The 18,653-nt window shown below is 48.0% G+C and carries 18 protein-coding genes; 6 read left to right on the top strand and 12 right to left on the bottom strand.

From position 1 onward, the window contains the following. Nucleotides 1-28 precede the first annotated feature (28 nt). Nucleotides 29-421: a DUF1090 domain-containing protein gene (locus AYJ58_RS02250; protein ID WP_106648592.1), complete on the bottom strand. Its 393-nt coding sequence runs from the start codon at nt 419-421 to the stop codon at nt 29-31. A 232-nt stretch (nt 422-653) separates the two neighbouring features. Between AYJ58_RS02250 and AYJ58_RS02255 the strand changes: the two genes are divergently transcribed. Next, entirely contained in the window at nt 654-1,280 is a 627-nt protein-coding gene (locus AYJ58_RS02255) for a DUF3157 family protein (protein WP_063881930.1), read from the top strand. 92 nt (nt 1,281-1,372) lie between these two features. Then, nucleotides 1,373-2,404, top strand: coding sequence for a DUF481 domain-containing protein (locus tag AYJ58_RS02260; protein ID WP_232790847.1), 1,032 nt, complete (start codon nt 1,373-1,375; stop codon nt 2,402-2,404). Here AYJ58_RS02260 and AYJ58_RS02265 read toward each other — a convergent pair. Together AYJ58_RS02265 and AYJ58_RS02270 are read right to left on the bottom strand one after the other, a co-directional pair. Continuing rightward, nucleotides 2,387-2,839 carry a VOC family protein gene (locus AYJ58_RS02265; RefSeq protein WP_106648594.1) on the bottom strand — a complete coding sequence of 151 codons (453 nt, stop codon included), beginning with the start codon at nt 2,837-2,839 and terminating at the stop codon, nt 2,387-2,389. The genes AYJ58_RS02260 and AYJ58_RS02265 overlap by 18 nt on opposite strands. 18 nt (nt 2,840-2,857) lie before the next feature. Then, nucleotides 2,858-3,496: an MliC family protein gene (locus tag AYJ58_RS02270; RefSeq protein WP_106648597.1), complete on the bottom strand. Its 639-nt coding sequence runs from the start codon at nt 3,494-3,496 to the stop codon at nt 2,858-2,860. Nucleotides 3,497-3,898: 402 nt separating this feature from the next. Between AYJ58_RS02270 and AYJ58_RS02275 the strand changes: the two genes are divergently transcribed. Both AYJ58_RS02275 and AYJ58_RS02280 read left to right on the top strand, forming a co-directional pair. Continuing rightward, nucleotides 3,899-4,534, top strand: a complete 636-nt coding sequence (locus AYJ58_RS02275; protein ID WP_106648599.1) for a hypothetical protein — start codon at nt 3,899-3,901, stop codon at nt 4,532-4,534. 208 nt (nt 4,535-4,742) lie between these two features. Further along, nucleotides 4,743-6,077 (top strand): M48 family metallopeptidase, encoded by a 1,335-nt coding sequence (locus AYJ58_RS02280; protein WP_106648601.1) that lies wholly within the window; start codon nt 4,743-4,745, stop codon nt 6,075-6,077. A gap of 172 nt (nt 6,078-6,249) precedes the next feature. Here the strand turns inward: AYJ58_RS02280 and hutH are convergent, their stop codons facing one another. From hutH to hutC, 3 genes are all read right to left on the bottom strand, one after another. Continuing rightward, nucleotides 6,250-7,791: a histidine ammonia-lyase gene (gene hutH / locus AYJ58_RS02285; protein WP_106648603.1), complete on the bottom strand. Its 1,542-nt coding sequence runs from the start codon at nt 7,789-7,791 to the stop codon at nt 6,250-6,252. Nucleotides 7,792-7,843: 52 nt separating this feature from the next. Then, a complete protein-coding gene (gene hutU, locus AYJ58_RS02290) occupies nt 7,844-9,511 on the bottom strand; it encodes a urocanate hydratase (protein ID WP_106648605.1) in 1,668 nt (555 codons plus the stop codon). A 156-nt stretch (nt 9,512-9,667) separates the two neighbouring features. Next, nucleotides 9,668-10,375 (bottom strand): histidine utilization repressor, encoded by a 708-nt coding sequence (gene hutC / locus AYJ58_RS02295; RefSeq protein WP_106651726.1) that lies wholly within the window; start codon nt 10,373-10,375, stop codon nt 9,668-9,670. A 174-nt stretch (nt 10,376-10,549) separates the two neighbouring features. Between hutC and hutI the strand changes: the two genes are divergently transcribed. Continuing rightward, nucleotides 10,550-11,776 carry an imidazolonepropionase gene (gene hutI, locus AYJ58_RS02300; protein WP_106648607.1) on the top strand — a complete coding sequence of 409 codons (1,227 nt, stop codon included), beginning with the start codon at nt 10,550-10,552 and terminating at the stop codon, nt 11,774-11,776. A gap of 97 nt (nt 11,777-11,873) precedes the next feature. On the opposite strand, the gene AYJ58_RS02305 is transcribed toward hutI, so the two are convergent. The 3 genes from AYJ58_RS02305 to AYJ58_RS02315 all read right to left on the bottom strand — a co-directional run bounded on the left by AYJ58_RS02305 (nt 11,874) and on the right by AYJ58_RS02315 (nt 13,801). Next, complete coding sequence (locus tag AYJ58_RS02305) at nt 11,874-12,626, bottom strand: siderophore-interacting protein (protein ID WP_106648609.1); 753 nt, start codon at nt 12,624-12,626, stop codon at nt 11,874-11,876. Then, on the bottom strand, nt 12,619-13,179 hold the full coding sequence (locus tag AYJ58_RS02310; RefSeq protein WP_106648610.1) for a MarR family winged helix-turn-helix transcriptional regulator: 561 nt from the start codon (nt 13,177-13,179) through the stop codon (nt 12,619-12,621). The genes AYJ58_RS02305 and AYJ58_RS02310 overlap by 8 nt, the downstream gene beginning before the upstream one ends. Before the next feature lie 70 nt (nt 13,180-13,249). Next, complete coding sequence (locus AYJ58_RS02315) at nt 13,250-13,801, bottom strand: protein tyrosine phosphatase family protein (protein WP_106648612.1); 552 nt, start codon at nt 13,799-13,801, stop codon at nt 13,250-13,252. 582 nt (nt 13,802-14,383) lie between these two features. On the opposite strand from AYJ58_RS02315, the gene AYJ58_RS02325 reads away from it, so the two are divergent. Then, a complete protein-coding gene (locus tag AYJ58_RS02325; protein WP_232790848.1) occupies nt 14,384-16,276 on the top strand; it encodes a DUF885 domain-containing protein in 1,893 nt (630 codons plus the stop codon). A 108-nt stretch (nt 16,277-16,384) separates the two neighbouring features. Here the strand turns inward: AYJ58_RS02325 and AYJ58_RS02330 are convergent, their stop codons facing one another. From AYJ58_RS02330 to AYJ58_RS02340, 3 genes are all read right to left on the bottom strand, one after another. Further along, nucleotides 16,385-17,113: a hypothetical protein gene (locus tag AYJ58_RS02330; protein WP_106648616.1), complete on the bottom strand. Its 729-nt coding sequence runs from the start codon at nt 17,111-17,113 to the stop codon at nt 16,385-16,387. A gap of 124 nt (nt 17,114-17,237) precedes the next feature. Beyond that, on the bottom strand, nt 17,238-17,447 hold the full coding sequence (locus AYJ58_RS02335; protein ID WP_106648618.1) for a hypothetical protein: 210 nt from the start codon (nt 17,445-17,447) through the stop codon (nt 17,238-17,240). 26 nt (nt 17,448-17,473) lie between these two features. Beyond that, a complete protein-coding gene (locus tag AYJ58_RS02340; protein WP_106648620.1) occupies nt 17,474-18,487 on the bottom strand; it encodes a DUF3137 domain-containing protein in 1,014 nt (337 codons plus the stop codon). Nucleotides 18,488-18,653: the final 166 nt, after the last annotated feature.

Consider the following 18,653-nt stretch of genomic DNA (forward strand, 5'->3'; position numbering starts at 1 on the left):
GCATATCCAAACGACTGAGCTAGGCGACTTATTGGGTTAGCTCGGCTCGCGCCTTAGCAAGCTCCAATTCCACTTCGGCGACCTTATTGCGTTTCTTGTTGATTTTATCCATAGAACGACCTTCTTCTATGGCTTTGGCCAACTCGTTTTGACGCTCGGTCAGTTTTTCTTCTAAGGCCGCAACTTTGGCGGCGCGCTCGGCATATAAGCTGTCATCGTCACAATGGGTTGAGACTTCGTTATAGGCCTTTTCGAGCCCGTCGACTTTATGTTTATTACCTGCTGCTTTGGCTTGGGCAAGTTCGGCACTGATGGCCTCTAATTTCGCCGCGCAGCCGACTTTAGGGGCGTCATCGGCCCATGCCGCTGCGCTCAATACCAAGCCAATAACGACGCCATAAATTCCATGTTTAATCTGCATCTTAATCTCCTCTCGCTAAATTGATTGATAATGCCGCTATCTGACTGTGTCCTGTCACCGCGCTATCAATATAGTGCCACACTCAGTGAACTCAATCTGTATTCGAGTCAGTATCTTCCAGCTAAATCCACTTTATTCGTCAAAACACGACTTAGACAGTGACTAATACGCGGCAAATTGTTTATGTTAGGGCAGAATATTGACTCAGACGGATATCGGAGCCAGAAAATTAATGCAAACTTCATTACGCCTTAGCGCACTTAGCTCATTGTTATTGCTCACATCATCGGTTATGGCCGCCGACGTAGCTCAAATCACCCTAGAAAATGGCGCCCAAGTCAGACTCAAAGACGACTTTACCTGGGAATATGTGATCACAGAAACCAAAGCCGCGCCCAATGCCTTAGCTGCGACGGCAGTAAGCACCTCAAGCAATGTTGCCAGCGTCCCAAGTGTTGCACTCGCCACTCAAACTGTGGCTGAACCTGTCACCACCTTGACTGCCACTGCAATTGCCCAACCCGAATTATTAGGCTCAACCGGTAAAGATGGCATCAAAGTCAGCTTTACCGGCGGACAATGGAAAGGCGATAAACTTGGACTCAGTTTCGACCTTGCTAGCACCAGCAATGAGCACGTGACCTTAGTCGAAGTCGAAGCCAGCTTCTTCGCCGATAATGGTACTTTATTAAAAACCGAAAAACTTGAAGTCTGGGAAGCCATTTTCCGCATGCCAGAAACCTATCTGCGCAAGGGCGAGCAGCGTAAAAGCAGCGTGATTTGGGTCGAAGGCATAGATAAAGCCCAATGGCAGAAGCAGCTAATTAACCTCAAAATCACCGAAATTAACTCCCGCTAATCCTTTGAGTAAAAGCAGGAATTGGACGTTGATGTCCAATTCCATCTCTTCCTCTTAACACTATTGCCTTACTCGCTGTGATATAGGCTAGAATGCCAACATATCCGACACCGTTTATGCTGAGCCAGTCGCTAATGCCAAATCGCTACCCTACGTTATCTATAGCCATGCTTCTGGTGGGCTTAAGTGGACAAAGCCTTGCTGATACCGTGTTACTCAGAAATGGCGATAGAATCACTGGCGAAATTAAAAACTTTGACGAAGAACACTTAATCATCAAACCCAATTATTCCCCTAAAATAACCATCGAACGTAGTGCAATTAAAAGCTTTGAAACCACCCAAAATCATTATTGGAGCATTAATCGCACCCTGCATGATGTGAGCATTCAATACTCCGACCTCGATGGGTTTGTGCTGGTAAATAATCGACAGACTCCTATTAGTGATCTGGTGTTTTCTGACCGAAAAAGTGACTCTGAGTGGCGCTATAGTGGCAGTGTTGAAGCCGCAATTGATGTCACCAGTAACACTAAAAAGACCCAAAAGCTTCATGCCAAAGGCGATATTACCGCCGAAACCTTACAATGGCGCCATAACCTCAAAACTGAGGTTCGCTATGAAACCGAAGAGAAAACCACTAAACGCAATACGCTTGAAGCTCACTACAGCCTTGACTACCTCATCAGCGAGCATTGGTTATTACGTCAAGAAGATTATTTTCAAGAAGATAGACTCGACTTCCCCGTTCGCAATTATTACGCCGCACTCGGACCGGGTTATCGATTTTGGGGAATAGGACGAGATAAACTGGACTTTGTTGTCACTTACAACCACTTTTGGTTAGATAGTCAAATATTTACCTATCAACTCAATGCTTGGGCAACCACAATTAACTATAAACAGTATTGGTTTGATGGCGTGCTGGAGACCTATGCCGATCTCCAAATCGCTTTCCCTGACACGCCAACCATTGACTATATTTCAGACTCAACAATAGGGCTTAAGTATCTGCTTGCACAAGAGATTTATCTCTCGTTTAAGTATGATATTAATGAAACTCAAACACCTTGGCACACTACTCGTGATATCAAGTACAACCTTGGACTAGGTATTAATTTCTAATCCTGAATCCTGATACGCTAACCTGTGCGCCATAGCATGCCCATCATTCAATTGCAGTAAATCCCATAAATTACCATAGAGATCTTTAAACACAGCGACTGTGCCGTAGTCTTGCTCTTGTGGCTCGCGCGCAAATTCGACGCCATCGGCGACCATACGGCGATAATCACGCCAAAAGTCATCGGTATTCAAGAATAAGAACACCCGCCCACCCGCCTGATTACCGATAAAATCGAACTGCTCTGGCTTAGAAGCCCGGGCTAACAAAATAGACGCGCCCTTAGAACCCGGCGGGGCAACGACGACCCAGCGCTTATCTTGCTCGGCTTGATAAGTGTCCTCGACTAATTCGAATTTTAATTTATTAACATAAAAATCAATCGCCTCATCGTAATCTCGTACGACCAAGGCGATATGCACAAGGGCTTGTTTCATGGCGACCTTCAATTAACGCTATTTGGTCACCAGTTTACACGTCATTTCTGGCGCTTCGAAGCCCCAAACCACTTTCGCTTCGCCTTGATGTTCCCAAAGACTTTCATTGCGGCCTTGATACTTAGCACCACTGCCGCTGGGTTGTACAAACATCAATGAAGTACTATCACCATGTTCAGCAATTAGAGTCGCGGGTTCGGTTTTAAAATAAGTCACCACGACTTCATTAGCAGGATTGCCGTCACAGGCATAAAACACTGGGCCGGTCATATCGACTAAACGGTACTGCGCCTGCAGTTCGGCAATACGGGTTTGATAGCTAGCTTCAATACACGCGTGTTTATCGTCGCTCTTCCAACACTCATTACGGCCTTTCGCCCAACCACGCTGCATCGCTTTTAAAGTCGGTGGCTGTTCATTTTTTGCTTTTTCAAGCGCTTGGCTGTAAACCTCAGCTAACTTATTATCGAGTTGGCTCAGTCCCGCATCCTTACAGACCATAGCTTCGATACTGCCCGCATCGACTTTTGTGCAGTCAAAGGACGGCGCATCGGCCGCCATCGCTCCTGTACTTAACGAACTCCCCATCACAACGGCGGCGCAATACCGAGTGAAGCCCAGCCGATTATTCAACATCTTATTGATTAACTTTGCCATCTCAATTCCTTTATATTCTGTGGTTTACTTCAACGCTTGCCATAGCTAAGCCTATAGCGGCTTAACCTAACCTGACTCAAAGAGTCATGCCTTAAATTGCACTCAAAATAGTGTAAAAATCGTGATTAAATTCACCTTTATCTCAACCTCACGAGCACTTCATTCTAGTGCTAACAATCAAACTCGGCGAAAGAAATACGTCGACTTAGCCACCCGTGTCCACCAGCCTGAACGGACACATTAGCGGACACTCTTACACCTTCTCGGCAACAATGCGCGGACACTTAAATAGCCATTACATTGATAAGTAAGATTAAATTTTTATGGCACAGATTCTGCTGTGGCAGGTTAATGCAACTCTGGCATAACCCGCCGATCCACACAGCCATACAAGGAAACACTATGAATACGCGCACTCAACTTATGGGCGGTCTGTTTATTCTCGCTCTGATCCCAACCGCCATTTGGGCGACTCAAACAAAGAGCCAAGCAACGAGCAGCAGTGCCGATGGAGGTATATCTGTCTTCAGCCAATCAGTGCTCAGCCAAAGTCAGCCAGATTTTTCATGGATTTATGTTAAACAGGATGGCGAGATGACTATCGGTGCTGGCCACAGTGACGATTGGGAACAGCTGGAGCGCCAAGGTAATCCTTATCATACCGATTACCTATGGGTGAAAAAAGCAGGCACGCCTTATGTCATCACAGATCCCGCCATAGTGGCGCAAATCAAAACCGCCATCATGCCAATGCAGCAACAGGGTGAGAAAATGAAAGTGTTAGGCGAACAAATGCAGCAAAAAGGCGACGCGATCAACAGCCAAACTCAGCAACTTCTACTCAACATTGCGGCCGATAGAGAAGATCCTCAGATACAGATGGAGATCGACAACCTGAGCACATCAATGGACATGCTTGGTCAACAAATGGATGAGCTAAGCAAAGTTCATCAAAGCCTTTCCAATACCGCAGAGAAGCAAATTGTCAGCCTCGCTCAAGCAGCCATTAAGGCGGGCACGGCGATAAAGGCACCTTAACCGCCTTTGGAAAACAGCCATCGGGATTTGCCAACAGGCTAAAAGCCGCAAGATCCTGACACAAGCTTCCTACCCCAGTTGCGCTTAATGCTGATTTAACCGAATCACAGAACGGTTAATTTTGGCATTACGCGTGATAGTGGTTGAATTTTCGAGCGAAATTGACTATTTTCACGCCGCTTGTCACTTCACTAGGAAAAGGATCAACATGGAACAAGTTATTACCCCAACCGCAGGGAAAGATAATCCCATCCAAATGACAGATATTGTCTATTCGAAGGAAAAATCGCTGTTCACTCTGTTAGCGATTATCTCAGGGATCGTCTGGGCAGCATTGATCATAGGTACTTTGGGCATGGCCCTGCTCTATGTGTTGATGTTTTTCATTATTTATCTTTTCAGCCACTCCGCTTTTATTAGCTACCTAAAAGGGACGGCTGTCGAAATCAATGCAGAGCAATTCCCTGAATTACATAAACAATATTTAGCATGCTGCGATCGTCTAGAAATGAAAGAGCCACCACGAGCTTACTTGTTGGCCGCCGATGGCATGCTCAACGCGCTGGCAACCCGCTTCCTCGGCCGTAACTATATAGTGCTATTTTCATCGATTGTGGATGCGCTTGAGTCCGATAAAGATGCACTTAACTTCTATATCGGCCACGAATTAGGCCATATTCGCCGCAATCATATTGGCAAGGCCCCCTTTTTAGTCTTCGCCACTTGGTTGCCTTTAGTGGGTGCGGCTTATTCTCGCGCCTGCGAATATACCTGCGATCTCCACGGGTTACGTTGCTGCAACAGCTTACGTTCTGCCACCAATGCCGTCGCCGTATTAGCCGCTGGCGTAGAGCAATGGAAACGTATGAATGTGGATCAATATATCCGCCAAGCTCGCGAATCGAGTGGTTTTTGGATGTCACTGCACGAGCTTAACGGCAGCTATCCTTGGCTGACTAAACGTATGGCAAGAGTCGACGCCAAAGCGCAGGGAACGGAATACACGCCGCCATCACGCAGTGCATGGGCATTTGTCTTTAGCCTCTTTATGCCACGCATGGGCACAGCAGGCGGTGGACTCATTATTTTTGCTGCGATTATTGGTGTTGCCGCCGCAGTTGCGTTGCCAGCGTACAAGCAATATCAAGAAAAGATGAGTGCCGCCACGAGTTATGAAGCCCCGGCCGCAACCGAAGCGACACCAGCAGCTATGACTGTGCCTGACGCAACACTCGCCATTGCCAGTATCGATCAGCAGCACCAAGCACTGACGCCGATCACCGACATCTTAGTTGGCTATTATCAAACCAACCAAGCATGGCCAACTGAATTAGATGCCCTAAAGCTGACGGACGAGCAGATTGCGACATTTAATTTGTACACAGATGGCATAGTCGGCTTTGTCGGAGGCGAAGCCCTCGGTGATTATCAAGGCTACGAAGTCTATCTATCGCCACAAGTTGATGAGCAAAGCAATATCACTTGGGTATGCAGCAGTAGCGACATTCCCGACGAATATCTGCCAATAGATTGCCAAGGCTAAGCCTGAGTTAACTCGGTTAGATATCGACTACAGGAAACTTTTCCAGAGTAAATTAATTGTATTTCCAAAGGAAATAGTAAAAAGGCACAAACTTATGTTTGTGCCTTTTTCAGTTTTACGCCTCAGTGAAAATCAGTCACTAACGCTGATTAAGCCTTATAAGTTAAAGCACCTAAAAGCTGGCTAGCGTTCCTGCTGGCAGATAAGTGTTAAAGCTCGCTGTATACAACAAATCAGTCGCGGCTTCGATATCTGGCGCGAAGTATCTGTCTTTATCGTAATAAGCGACGACTTCACGCAATTCGGCTTTGGCCTTAGCCACTGCAACACTTGGCGTTAAAGGCGCGCGGAAATCTAACCCCTGCGCCGCCGCTAACAATTCAATTGCCAGTACGCCACGGGTGTTTTCGCTCATATCGCGCAAGCGGCGGGCCGCAAAAGTCGCCATAGAGACGTGATCCTCTTGGTTGGCCGAGGTTGGCAAACTGTCAACCGATGCCGGATGAGCGTAGGTTTTGTTCTCGGACGCTAATGCCGCCGCCGTCACTTGGGCGATCATAAAGCCTGAATTCACCCCGCCGTTTTTCACCAAAAATGGCGGCAGTTTCGACAGGCTAGAATCGATTAATAACGCAATACGACGCTCGGCAATAGAGCCTAACTCAGCAATCGCAATCGCCAGATTATCCGCCGCCATAGCCACGGGTTCGGCGTGGAAGTTACCGCCAGAGATAATGTCGCCAGTATCTTGGAATACCAGCGGGTTATCGGTTACGCCATTGGCCTCAGTGCCTAACACATCAGCCGCGTGACGAATTTGCGTTAAGCAAGCACCCAGCACCTGTGGCTGACAGCGCAGTGAGTAAGGATCTTGCACCTTTTCACAGTTTGCGTGACTTAAGCTTATCTCAGACTCTTCACCCAGTAGATGACGGAACACCATGGCCGAATCGATTTGACCTTTCTGACCACGCGCCGCATGGATACGTGGATCAAACGGGCTGCGGCTACCCATAGCCGCTTCGACGCTCATGGCGCCGATCACTGAACTTGCAGCAAACAAGTCTTCGGCGTGGAACAAGCCTTCCAGCGCCAGCGCAGTCGACGCTTGCGTGCCATTAAGCAGGGCAAGCCCTTCTTTGGCTGCTAAATCGATTGGCTTGAGGCCCGCGATTTCTAAACCTTCGGCGGCAGAAATTAACTCACCTCGATAGCTCATCTCGCCTTCGCCCAGCATAGGCAAACACATGTGCGCCAGTGGCGCTAAATCGCCCGAGGCGCCAACAGAGCCTTTTTCTGGCACGCAAGGGTAAACCTCGGCATTCACTAGGCTGATTAAGAAGTTAATCACTTCTAAACGAATGCCCGAGAAACCACGGCTTAATGAATTGATTTTTAACACCATCATCAAGCGTACTGTGGCATCTTGCATATATTGACCCGTGCCCGCCGCGTGGGATAACACGATAGAGCGTTGCAGTAATTGCAGATCTTCAGGCGCTATCTTGGTATTGGCCAACAAGCCAAAACCCGTGTTGATGCCATAAACGGTGCGGCCTTCATCCAACACTTTTTGCACGATTTGCGCACTGGTGTTGATATCAGTAATGGCCTCTGGCGCGAGTTCCAGTGTCAACTTATGACGGCTGATTTCGCGCAATTGCGCTAGGCTCAAGCTGCCCGGCGTTAACACTAAGTGATTCACAGATTTCATATTTTTAGCTCCAAGCTTTTAGTTATTATTGTTATTGAATCGTTAGCATCGGCTAGTCTTGCATAGGTAAATCGAGGCCCTGCTCCTTGGCGCAGTTTTTCGCAATCTCGTAGCCCGCATCGGCATGACGCATTACGCCTGTCGCGGGGTCGTTCCACAGCACACGGCCAACACGTTTTGCCGCCGCGTCAGTTCCGTCACACACAATGACCACACCCGAATGTTGGCTAAAGCCCATACCGACGCCGCCGCCGTGGTGCAGCGACACCCAAGTTGCGCCGCTGGCGGTGTTGAGTAGTGCATTCAATAATGGCCAATCGGATACTGCATCTGAGCCGTCCAGCATAGATTCGGTTTCGCGGTTCGGGCTGGCCACAGAGCCAGAATCTAAGTGGTCACGACCAATTACCACGGGCGCTGACAACTCGCCATTTTTGACCATTTCGTTGAAAGCTAACGCCAAGCGAGCGCGATCTTTTAAGCCAACCCAGCAAATACGCGCAGGCAGACCTTGGAAGGCAATACGCTCGCGCGCCATGTCTAACCAATTGTGCAGGTGTGGATTATCTGGGATCAGTTCTTTGACTTTAGCGTCAGTTTTATAGATATCTTCAGGATCGCCAGATAACGCCACCCAGCGGAATGGGCCAATGCCTTCACAGAACAGTGGGCGAATATAAGCAGGTACAAAACCAGGGAAATCAAAGGCGTTTTCAACGCCCATTTCAAACGCCATTTGGCGAATGTTGTTACCGTAATCAAGCGTTGCTGCGCCGGCAGTTTGCAAATCGAGCATAGCTTGTACTTGCACCGCCATTGAGGCTTTTGCCGCCTTAATCACAGCAGCTTCGTCGGTTTTACGCATGGCCGCAGCCTCAGCCATAGTCCAGCCCTGCGGCAGATAACCGTTTAATGGATCGTGTGCCGAGGTCTGGTCGGTCACCACATCAGGAGTAACGCCGCGTTTAACTAATTCAGCAAACACATCGGCGGCATTCGCTAATAAGCCCACTGATACTGGCTTGCCAGCTTGGTTCGCTTCTTCAATCATGGCTAATGCTTCATCGAGCGAAGTGGCTTTTTTGTCGACATAACGAGTGCGCAAACGGAAATCGATGCGGGTCTCGTCGACTTCACAGGCTAACACTGAGAAGCCAGCCATAGTACCCGCCAGCGTTTGTGCGCCGCCCATGCCGCCTAGTCCGCCGGTGAGGATCCATTTGCCTTTGGATGCACCCTCAAAGTGCTGTTTTGCGACCGACACAAAGGTCTCGTAAGTACCTTGGACTATGCCTTGAGTGCCGATGTAAATCCAAGAACCCGCCGTCATCTGCCCGTACATAGCCAAACCTAGCTTATCTAACTCATTGAAATGCTCCCAGTTCGCCCAATGTGGCACTAGGTTTGAGTTAGCAATCAGTACGCGCGGTGCATCTGCGTGGGTGCGAAATACGCCCACAGGTTTGCCCGATTGCACTAGTAAGGTTTCGTCGTCTTCGAGGCGTTGTAAGACTTCGATGATTTTGTCGTAACAATCCCAGTCGCGGGCGGCGCGGCCGATACCACCGTAGACGACTAAGTCTTCTGGGCGCTCGGCGACATCGGGATGTAAGTTGTTCATTAACATACGCATTGGCGCTTCTGTGAGCCAACTCTTACAGCTTAATTGTGTGCCATGCGGTGCAATAATTCGGCGGCTTGGGTCGTGGCGCTTGTCCATTGAATTTTCCTCTTTCAACCTGTGGTGCTAACTCGTATTCGCTGAGTCGCTAATACGGGTTAGCACTATTGTTTTTATTGTGTTTTCATCTTTTTAACTTATAAGGGTGCAGCTATTTAAATTACTGATTTACATCTGTTAATCACGCCACTGGCGCTACTTGCTAAAGGTTAAGTGACCGCCGAGTTTAAAGCGGCTACCTGGGTGAACTAGCCTTGCAAAACTCACGACGCCTTGGCGCGACCAAGTGCGGCGCAAAATCTGTAAACAGGGCTCAGTGGCGGGGATTTCGAGCCTTTGCTGTAATTCGGCGCTGGCGATAATCGCTTCAATCGTGTGATGCGCCTCGGTCAGCGGTGCCACTTGGGACAAATATTCGTGGGGTGTCTGCAGGGTAAAATCCTGCAATAAATAATCGGGCACCAACTCGGGATTCACATAACGCTCCTCGACTTGCAGCGGTAACCCCTGCTCGCAATGCACTAAGATCGAATGGAATACCGTCGCACCGTGCTCAAGTCCAAGGGAAATTGCGATACTCGTACTCGCAGCGACTTGCTCTAACACCCATTGCTGCACACTATAGCCGTGGCCACGGTCTTTTATCTCATCGGCAATATTGCGGATCGCCAACATAGACGACTGGGATTTACACCCTGCGACGAAGGTACCTAGCCCTTGAGAACGCTCAAGCACACCGCTATCCGTCAGCTCGGTTAGCGCACGTCGCGCCGTCATTCGGCTGCAGGTAAACAAATCGGCAAGCTGATTCTCAGAAGGCACACGAGCATGCTCTTCCCACTCACCCGACTCGATAGAGGAGATAATGTATTGCTTAATTTCTGCAAACTTAGGTGTAGCCAAAAACATTTCCTCAATATAGAGCGCTAGAATCTAGGTACTATTCACTCTTTCAAACGTTCAAAATTGCGGCTACAATCCTAGCTTGTATATACAAGTAAATACAAGCCAGCTCACATAAATTTAATAAACCGTTAATCACTTGGTTAACATCTGCCAGCACAGCGAGGGGAATACATGTCTTGGGATCAGGTTTGGATAGACGTTAACTTAGCCACAATGGACCCTTCCATATCAGCACCTTATGGTGCGATCACCAATGCGGCCATCGCAGTAAAAGATGGTAAAATTGCTTGGCTTGGCCCCCGCAGCGAACTGCCTGCCTTCGATGTGTTGTCCATTCCCGTTTACAGAGGCAAAGGCGGCTGGATCACCCCAGGATTGATTGATGCCCACACCCACTTAATCTTTGCCGGTAATCGCGCCAATGAATTTGAGTTACGCCTACAGGGCGCCAGTTACGAAGAAATTGCTCGTGCAGGTGGCGGCATTATTTCGACCGTTAAAGCCTGCCGCGAAGCGGATGAAGCAGAATTATTTGAACTCGGCCGCCAGCGCTTAAACGCGCTCGCCAAAGAAGGGGTGACTACGGTTGAGATCAAATCGGGTTACGGCTTAGATACTGAAACTGAATTGAAAATCCTGCGTGTTGCCCGCGAGCTCGGCAAGCATCACCATGTAGATGTAAAGACCACATTCCTCGGCGCCCATGCGATTCCGCCTGAGTATAAAGACAATAGCGACGGCTATGTCGACTTAATTATCAATAAGATGCTGCCCGCAGTGATCGCCGAAAACCTTGCCGATGCTGTGGATGTGTTCTGCGAGAATATCGCCTTTAATCTTGAGCAAACCGAACGGGTACTTAGTGCAGCCAAAGCGGCGGGCTTAGAGATTAAACTCCACGCCGAGCAGCTAACCAATATGGGCGGCAGCGCACTGGCCGCACGTCTTGGCGCTAAGTCTGTGGATCATATTGAATACTTAGATGAAGCGGGCGTTAAAGCCTTGAGTGAAAGTGGCACCTGCGCCGTACTGCTGCCAGGCGCGTTTTACTTTTTGCGGGAAACCCAAAAACCACCTATCGATTTACTGCGCCAATACGACGTACCTATGGTGCTCGCCAGCGACTTTAATCCTGGTTCATCCCCCATTTGCTCAACCCTGTTGATGCTGAATATGGGCTGCACCTTGTTCCGCTTAACGCCAGAGGAAGCGCTTGCGGGTTTAACACTCAATGCCGCCAAGGCACTAGGGATTGAAGATAACGTCGGCAGCTTAGTGGTCGGCAAACAAGCCGATTTTTGTCTGTGGGATATCGCCACGCCTGCGCAATTAGCCTATTCCTACGGCGTCAATCCCTGCAAAGATGTGGTAAAGAATGGCAAGCTAGTTCACCAGTAACCTAAGTGCATCAATAATAGGTGCATCAGCAGCAAAAACGGCATAAGCAAAAGGTTAGATAAAGTCGCTAAATCAAACTTGGCGACCTTATCTGAATTTAAACACTGGCCCCATTTTCTAACTGTTCATCTTCTTGTTTTACCAGCTTATGCTCACCTTCGTTACAACCGATTTTCCAATAGCTCGAGGTATAAAAATGGCTCTTAGGCAATGAATGCGCTTGCTTAAAATGCCTTCTCAACGCGCGCATGCTATTAAATTCACAGGCAATCCATACGGCTGGCTCGCCAGCAAGCCAAGGTAATTGGGCAATTCGCTCAACCAAAGGGCGACCTTCGGGATCGGCTTCAGGATTGATCACCCAATGCAGCTCAACATGTTCAGGATGTACGAGAGGCTGAATGTCGGCCTCGCTTAGCACTTCAATCACAGCGTAACCCACTGCATTGTTTGGCAATTTTGCCAGATTCACGCTAATGGCGGGCAAGGCTGTCATATCACCTGCGAGTAAAAACCAATCCGCCTCAAAGTTGATCAGTTTTTTAAGTCCGGGTCCGCCAATTTGAATGAGTTCGCCCACCTGCGCCGTTTTCGCCCAACTCGATGCGGGGCCGTCGGTATCGTGCAGCACAAAATCCACATCGATTTCATCATTGCGTTGCTGACGGATAGTGTAAGTTCGCATTAATGGACGCTCACCCGCTTGTGGGAATAACAACTTGATATAGGCACTCTCTTGATCGACAGGAAATCCAGCCAATCCCGCACCGCCTAAGGTGATGCGTAACATATGCGGAGTGATATAAGTTGCGCGGATCACTTCTAGCTCACGTGGTGCAGGTTTATTCATTATGATTTTCTCCTATTGCGTTTTCTGCCGTTAAGCGCAACTCAATGGCTCCTTTGCCAGTCATGTCTTTTGGCTGACTAGATGGTCTTTTTTGAGTAAGGCAATCAGTTTCACTTTTGGCGGCAGTCGCCTCATCCACACTTTTGCTAATCCGATTGGCAAGTTTAATAAAAGTATCGACTTCGGCTGAACTGAGCGCCTGCGTCATGCGCGCTACAGTTTTGCGTTCTGAGGTACTGATCTGGGTCATGATCTTTTCCCCCTCAGCCGTGGGTCGCAGCAACTGGCTGCGGCCATCCTTTGGGTTATCGATTTTAGTGATCAACCCGCCCTGCTGTAGCTCATTAAGAACACGGGTAATTTGTGCTTTATCCCGCTGCATTCGCAGGGCAATAGACTGGGCCGTCGATTCAGGATTGCGACACACCCCCTTCAAGGCACGGATATGAGTGACAGGTAAATCAATCTCTTGTGCAGCAATATCGCTACGCAATTGCTTTTTGTAAGCATGCACTAATCTGTGCAAAGTTTCACTGAGTGACAATGAAGGCATAGAAGGCTCTCGATATAATTGACTTAATCAACCATATTGAGACTAATTGACAGTGTCAACTATACTGAGCTTAAAAACTGTATTTTTGGCTAACATCCGCTAACAATGCCTGCCACTTAGGATAGCTCGATAACTCCCCATTCCAGGGCGCCATGGTCTTTTCTATCTCAGGCTTTTGGCCTTGCTTTAACTGATATAAATAAGCAAACGCTGAGGCGCGATAATTAGCAAGGCAATGAACTAACACATTTTTCCCCTTATGCTGTTCCATTACTGTAAAGAAGGCTTCAACATCTTCTACTTTAGGGTTTTGCCAATCCACGGGAATATACACGTACTCCATTCCGGCCTGAGTCACGAGTTTTCTTTCATCGGGATGAGCATCTTTGCTACTGTCCGACATAAGGTTGATCACTACATCCACACCCGCCTGTTTAAGCTGTTGAAACTGTTGTTCATTCGGTAAACCCGAACTTAATAGCTGTGGCGCTTGCTGCTGTAATGCCCTCACATCTTTTATATTTTCGACCGATTTAAATTCAGTAGTGATATTAGCGGCATTCGCCAGCGGAGCACCTAGAAACAGGGCAAAAACAAGGCTCGACAGTGCGGTTTTTCTCATCAACAACTCCTTAATCAACATAAAAAATCTGAGGCTTGCTTAATCCTCTGATAATCCCATATCCGCTAAGTTCAGTAAAATCACTCAGGATGTAAAAACCTTTGAGCAAGCGCTCATTTTTAATATTACCTAGGACAACTTTTCCCAGTTACAACACAAAGACAGCAATTAATCGCTCAGTCACAAAAATTAACCGCTGAATGGCAGCAACGTCAACAAGATGAGCCTCAATGGTATTGTCTGTCGGCACCAGAAGTCATGATGAGTAATGCCTTCTCTGTTAGGCATGAATTAGGCGCTTTACTGTTTTATGTGGATGAGAATCCATTTGAAATCCACTTATTCGATGGTGGCTGCCCATGATAGTGTTCCACAAGGATTCCATTAGTTCCCGGACAACGAATCCTCTCTCCTCACTCCAAAGTATCAATAAAACTAGCAACAAAAATTTTTGCGGTTTGGTTGCAATAAACTGCTAGGATAACCGTTCAAATTTGAGCTTGATCACACTAATCACGGATTAACACTTGAGGTATAGGTTCAATAACGGATTTGCCTCAATGTCTTTGTATGAGTAACCCGATGAAAAGAATAATAAATGCGTTAATGCTGGCCATGTTAGCAACAGGTTGTAGCGATCCAAACACAACGCAGACCAATCAAACCACCGAGCAAGCCAAGGCCGAAACCGTTCAGGTACTGAGCCTTAAGCAGCAACTCGCGCCAATCACCCAGCGTTATTTTGCCCTAAGACCCGAAATCGCCACCTATTATGGCGTGGCCGATGATGAGGCGGGCAAGGATGTGCTCTCTAAGCTGACCGATTACAGCCCATCGGGGGAAAATCATCGCCGTAAAGCGCTTAAGGCCATATTAGCTGAACTCAATGCTATCGATGCCAGCCAGCTTAGCGCCTCGGAGCAAGTGAGTTTAGGCTCGATAAAATCCGAAATCGCTGGTGCCCTGTTACCTGCCGAAACCGTGGCCTATGGCACTATGATCGGTGAATACGGCGTTTGGTTTTTACCATATGTTGTCAACCACTTATCTGGATTGCATGTTGAATTTCCGGGGTATATGGAAGATAAGTTTGCGGTCACCACCCCAGAACAAGCTAAGGCCTATCTCAACCGCTTAACCATGTACCCAGCCGCCATGGGCACAGTTATCGATAAGCTGGATCAAGATGTGCAAATGGGGGTGATCCCACCCGACTTTATTATCGATAAGACCATAGCCGTGTTGCAGCAACAGTTAGTGCACCATGCTAATGAGCATCCCTTAGTCAGCAGTTTTAAAGCCAAATTAACCGCCGCCCAAGTACCTGAAAGTGAGGCGTTGGCGAACTCTGCCGCCGAGTTGGTGGATACTAAATATTACCCTGCGACGCGCCAGTTGATTTCCGCACTGCAAGCCGTGCGCCTCAAGGCCACCCATGTGGCGGGACTCGGCCACCAACCTCAAGGCGCTAAACTCTACAAGGCGATGATTAAACACCTCGCCAATTCGGAGATGACCCCAGATGAGATCCACCAACTAGGGTTAGATGAAGTTGCCCGCATTACCACCGAGATGGATGTGTTACTCAAACAAGTGGGTTACCGCAAAGGCACAGTTGGCGAGCGCATGCAGCGATTGCTCAAGGATCCTAAATACATCTACCCCAACACCGCCGAGGGTAAACAGCAATTAATGACGGACATTCACGGCTATCTCGCCAAAGTGAATACCAAATTGCCGTTATGGTTTGGGCTGTTACCGAATCAAGACGTCGCGGTTGAAGCAGTGCCCGATAGCCGCGCCGCCGCGACCAGCGGCGCATTTTACGATGCGCCTTCACAGGATGGTTCGCGTAAGGGCACCTTCTGGATAAGTCTGTACGATATGGCGGCGCTGCCCTCCTATTCGCTGCAAACCTTAACCTACCACGAGACCAATCCCGGCCATCATCTACAGACGCTCATCGGTCTGTCGGATACCTTGCCGCTGCTGAGTACCATTTTTTACTCTAATGCCGCGGGGGAAGGTTGGGCGCTGTATGCCGAGCGTTTAGCCGCCGAGATGGGCATGTATCAGGATAATCCGATTAATGACCTTGGCCGCTTGCAGTCTGAGTTACACCGCGCGGTGCGCTTAGTGGTCGACACGGGTATGCATGCCAAGGATTGGAGCCGTGAGCAAGCCATTGATTATGCGGTGGCTACTGAGGGAATACACCTCTCTGAAGCCACGGGCGAAATCGAGCGCTATGTGGTTTGGCCGGGGCAAGCCTTAGGTTACAAGCTGGGCGAGCTGAAAATTATCGAATTGCGCACTAAGGCCAAAAAAGCCTTGGGCGATAAGTTTGATATTAAAGTCTTCCACGACAGGTTGCTCGAAAACGGCGCCTTGCCCTTAGATCTATTAGAGCAAAAAATCGATCAGTGGCTCGAGTCTGCGAAGGCGGCCAATGTTGCCGCCGAGACCAAGGCTTAGTTCGGGTAAAACCGCTCACATCATCTCAAATCGGGGCAGCTTAGGCGGCCCCTGTTCTTTTTACGGCTCCCTTTGTTTTTACGGCTCCCTATGCTTTTACGTTTCAGGTTAATCCGCAAAACGACGCTGATACTTGCCGCTTAAATAGCGGATCACCACAAAACCGATAACACCTGGCAGTGTCCACGACAGCAGACGCAAATTACCATGGTCGATAAACAAGCGACTGCCACCAAAGGCGAAAAAGGCGGTGTAACAGGCGATACCCGAGCCAATCATGGCGCCTAAATGCTCAATCCACCATTCTAATTTGGTCAGGGTCGCCTTAAAACTATAGCGTAGGAATCCCGCCCCAACTGTTGTGCCTAACAGGCCGAAAATCATCGCAAGGATCAGCTTTTCTTGGTATCCCCATAGCGCCATCACAGGGCCAAGTAGCGTTAAGCTCAGCATTAACGACAAATGCAGCGGCGATTTTAATTGCTGACGCTGCGCCTTATAACGCAGAACCAACACGCCATGCCTAACGGTCACTAAGGTTAATAAGCTGATATAGATGAGAAATATCCAAGCATTTTTACGATCCGCAATCTGCGCTGCTAAGGCGTCCAAGCTGGCCGCAGGCTGTTTAATCACGGCGAGCGGATCAATGAGGCCCGTCGTTGCCATCGCCACGCCAGTCGCTGCCACTGTATACATGGCATAAACATAATAACGGCCAAAACGACTATGGTTCGCGCTGCCCTTTTTCAGCATGGCAGGCATCCAAAATAACACTAATGCCAGTGCGCCCGCGGTAATATGCACAAATTGCGACAGGGTGAAAATCGTGTTCATAATCTTGCTCCATCAAAGTTTGAAGCTTGATATTAACGAGCGTGGGAGTCACCTATAAGTGCCAAAAGTCATGTTTTATGGGGTATTGCCTAGCATTACATCCTATAACAGGTATTTGACTCTTCTATGGATTTTGATTAATCCGAAGCTTTGTTTTAATAATCAAAAATAACGTCGGGATCTGTAACACTACAAATGCTCCCACTAAGCCTTTTACTGAAAAAGTAGCTGACCCCGATATAATAAGTACCGCTGATAAAACAAGCCAAATCATAAAGAAAAATGAACCATAGCCAATCAGCGATTTAAACACTATTTGATTATCTGGCGACATACATTCCTCTAAATTTACGAGCCTGACTACAGCCCGGTATGTTTATCAAGTTTTAAAGTGTCGATGATCGAGAAGGTGTAACCTAACTCGGTAAACATTTGCTCGATATTACGCTTAAAATCGATGGGGCGATCTAAATCGAGTTGATTAATAAAGAAGTGGTGTTTTGTCGGGATCTTAATCAGCAACTGTTTTTGATAAAAACAGGCTTCAACCTCGGCATTTAACTCGCGGCTCAAAGCCAACAGATTCTCCATCATCAAGGGATTGAGTAAGTAGCGCGCCTCGACTTGGTCGCTGCTATAAACCTCAAAGCGTCGCTCGAACCTTACGTCCTCAAGCTTAACGCGCGACAACTTAGTCTTAAAACCCTCAAGGCGATTTTTTAAACTGCCCTTATCTGTGACTAACAGCGTAGTACTATTGAATCGCTTAGGAATATTGCAAACCAGTAGCACACCATTGAAGATGATCTCCCGCTGAACCGAGCCATTATCGTTCGCTTTAGTGTTGTAAGCATCGACCTCATAAAACTGGAACGGCACCTTGTTATAGGTTCCCTTAAGGCAATTTTGCGCATACTGCTTATCGGTTTTAGGCAGCAGCCCCAACTCAAGGAAGAGAGAGAAATCGACCTTAGGCTCTCTCGTTAGCGCAAAGTCATCGCCAAAATACTTAAGGCTAATGGGATAGAGTTTTTCAAAGGCGGCATTATAGAGCTCATTGCTTTCCTTACCCGAGGCAATGACCGCTAACGCTATCACGGGAGCGGGCAGAAACGCGATAATCATCAAAGGCACAAAATAATCCATAGGCACCAGCATAAACTGGACCCCGAGCAGCCCGGCGAAGGCGCCCAAAATAATAGTGATACCTATGTAGTAGATTGGGGTAGTGAACTTGGCATTTTCACGCCGCCTTTGGTTCACGCCTTCACGTTTAGCTTCAAACGGTGCGCATTTAGGGGCGACTTTTTGTTTGTAATACTTCTGAAAAGCAATACGGTGATCTTCGGGAATATCAAATTCAATCGAACTCATTGGCTCCTACTCTTACGATTCAAATCCATTTAGGCCAATGATTTTACATAATTTAGTGACCGAAAAACAGTTAAGCAGCCTGTTGTAAAACAGTTACTAGTAATAAACAATAAGTAATACCAATCACATTAAATCTCTAATTCAGTTCTGAGCGTCACAGGCATTT

The organism is Shewanella sp. Pdp11, assembly GCF_002838165.1.
GTDB classification, from domain to species: Bacteria; Pseudomonadota; Gammaproteobacteria; order Enterobacterales; family Shewanellaceae; genus Shewanella; species Shewanella hafniensis.

Bases quoted from the DNA above. Each gene is read 5' to 3' on its own strand.
- AYJ58_RS02250 (WP_106648592.1), bottom strand. From the start codon at position 421: ATGCAGATTAAACATGGAATTTATGGCGTCGTTATTGGCTTGGTATTG.
- AYJ58_RS02255 (WP_063881930.1), top strand. From the start codon at position 654: ATGCAAACTTCATTACGCCTTAGCGCACTTAGCTCATTGTTATTGCTC.
- AYJ58_RS02260 (WP_232790847.1), top strand. From the start codon at position 1,373: ATGCCAACATATCCGACACCGTTTATGCTGAGCCAGTCGCTAATGCCA.
- AYJ58_RS02265 (WP_106648594.1), bottom strand. From the start codon at position 2,839: ATGAAACAAGCCCTTGTGCATATCGCCTTGGTCGTACGAGATTACGAT.
- AYJ58_RS02270 (WP_106648597.1), bottom strand. From the start codon at position 3,496: ATGGCAAAGTTAATCAATAAGATGTTGAATAATCGGCTGGGCTTCACT.
- AYJ58_RS02275 (WP_106648599.1), top strand. From the start codon at position 3,899: ATGAATACGCGCACTCAACTTATGGGCGGTCTGTTTATTCTCGCTCTG.
- AYJ58_RS02280 (WP_106648601.1), top strand. From the start codon at position 4,743: ATGGAACAAGTTATTACCCCAACCGCAGGGAAAGATAATCCCATCCAA.
- hutH (WP_106648603.1), bottom strand. From the start codon at position 7,791: ATGAAATCTGTGAATCACTTAGTGTTAACGCCGGGCAGCTTGAGCCTA.
- hutU (WP_106648605.1), bottom strand. From the start codon at position 9,511: ATGGACAAGCGCCACGACCCAAGCCGCCGAATTATTGCACCGCATGGC.
- hutI (WP_106648607.1), top strand. From the start codon at position 10,550: ATGTCTTGGGATCAGGTTTGGATAGACGTTAACTTAGCCACAATGGAC.
- AYJ58_RS02305 (WP_106648609.1), bottom strand. From the start codon at position 12,626: ATGAATAAACCTGCACCACGTGAGCTAGAAGTGATCCGCGCAACTTAT.
- AYJ58_RS02310 (WP_106648610.1), bottom strand. From the start codon at position 13,179: ATGCCTTCATTGTCACTCAGTGAAACTTTGCACAGATTAGTGCATGCT.
- AYJ58_RS02315 (WP_106648612.1), bottom strand. From the start codon at position 13,801: ATGAGAAAAACCGCACTGTCGAGCCTTGTTTTTGCCCTGTTTCTAGGT.
- AYJ58_RS02325 (WP_232790848.1), top strand. From the start codon at position 14,384: ATGAAAAGAATAATAAATGCGTTAATGCTGGCCATGTTAGCAACAGGT.
- AYJ58_RS02330 (WP_106648616.1), bottom strand. From the start codon at position 17,113: ATGAACACGATTTTCACCCTGTCGCAATTTGTGCATATTACCGCGGGC.
- AYJ58_RS02335 (WP_106648618.1), bottom strand. From the start codon at position 17,447: ATGTCGCCAGATAATCAAATAGTGTTTAAATCGCTGATTGGCTATGGT.
- AYJ58_RS02340 (WP_106648620.1), bottom strand. From the start codon at position 18,487: ATGAGTTCGATTGAATTTGATATTCCCGAAGATCACCGTATTGCTTTT.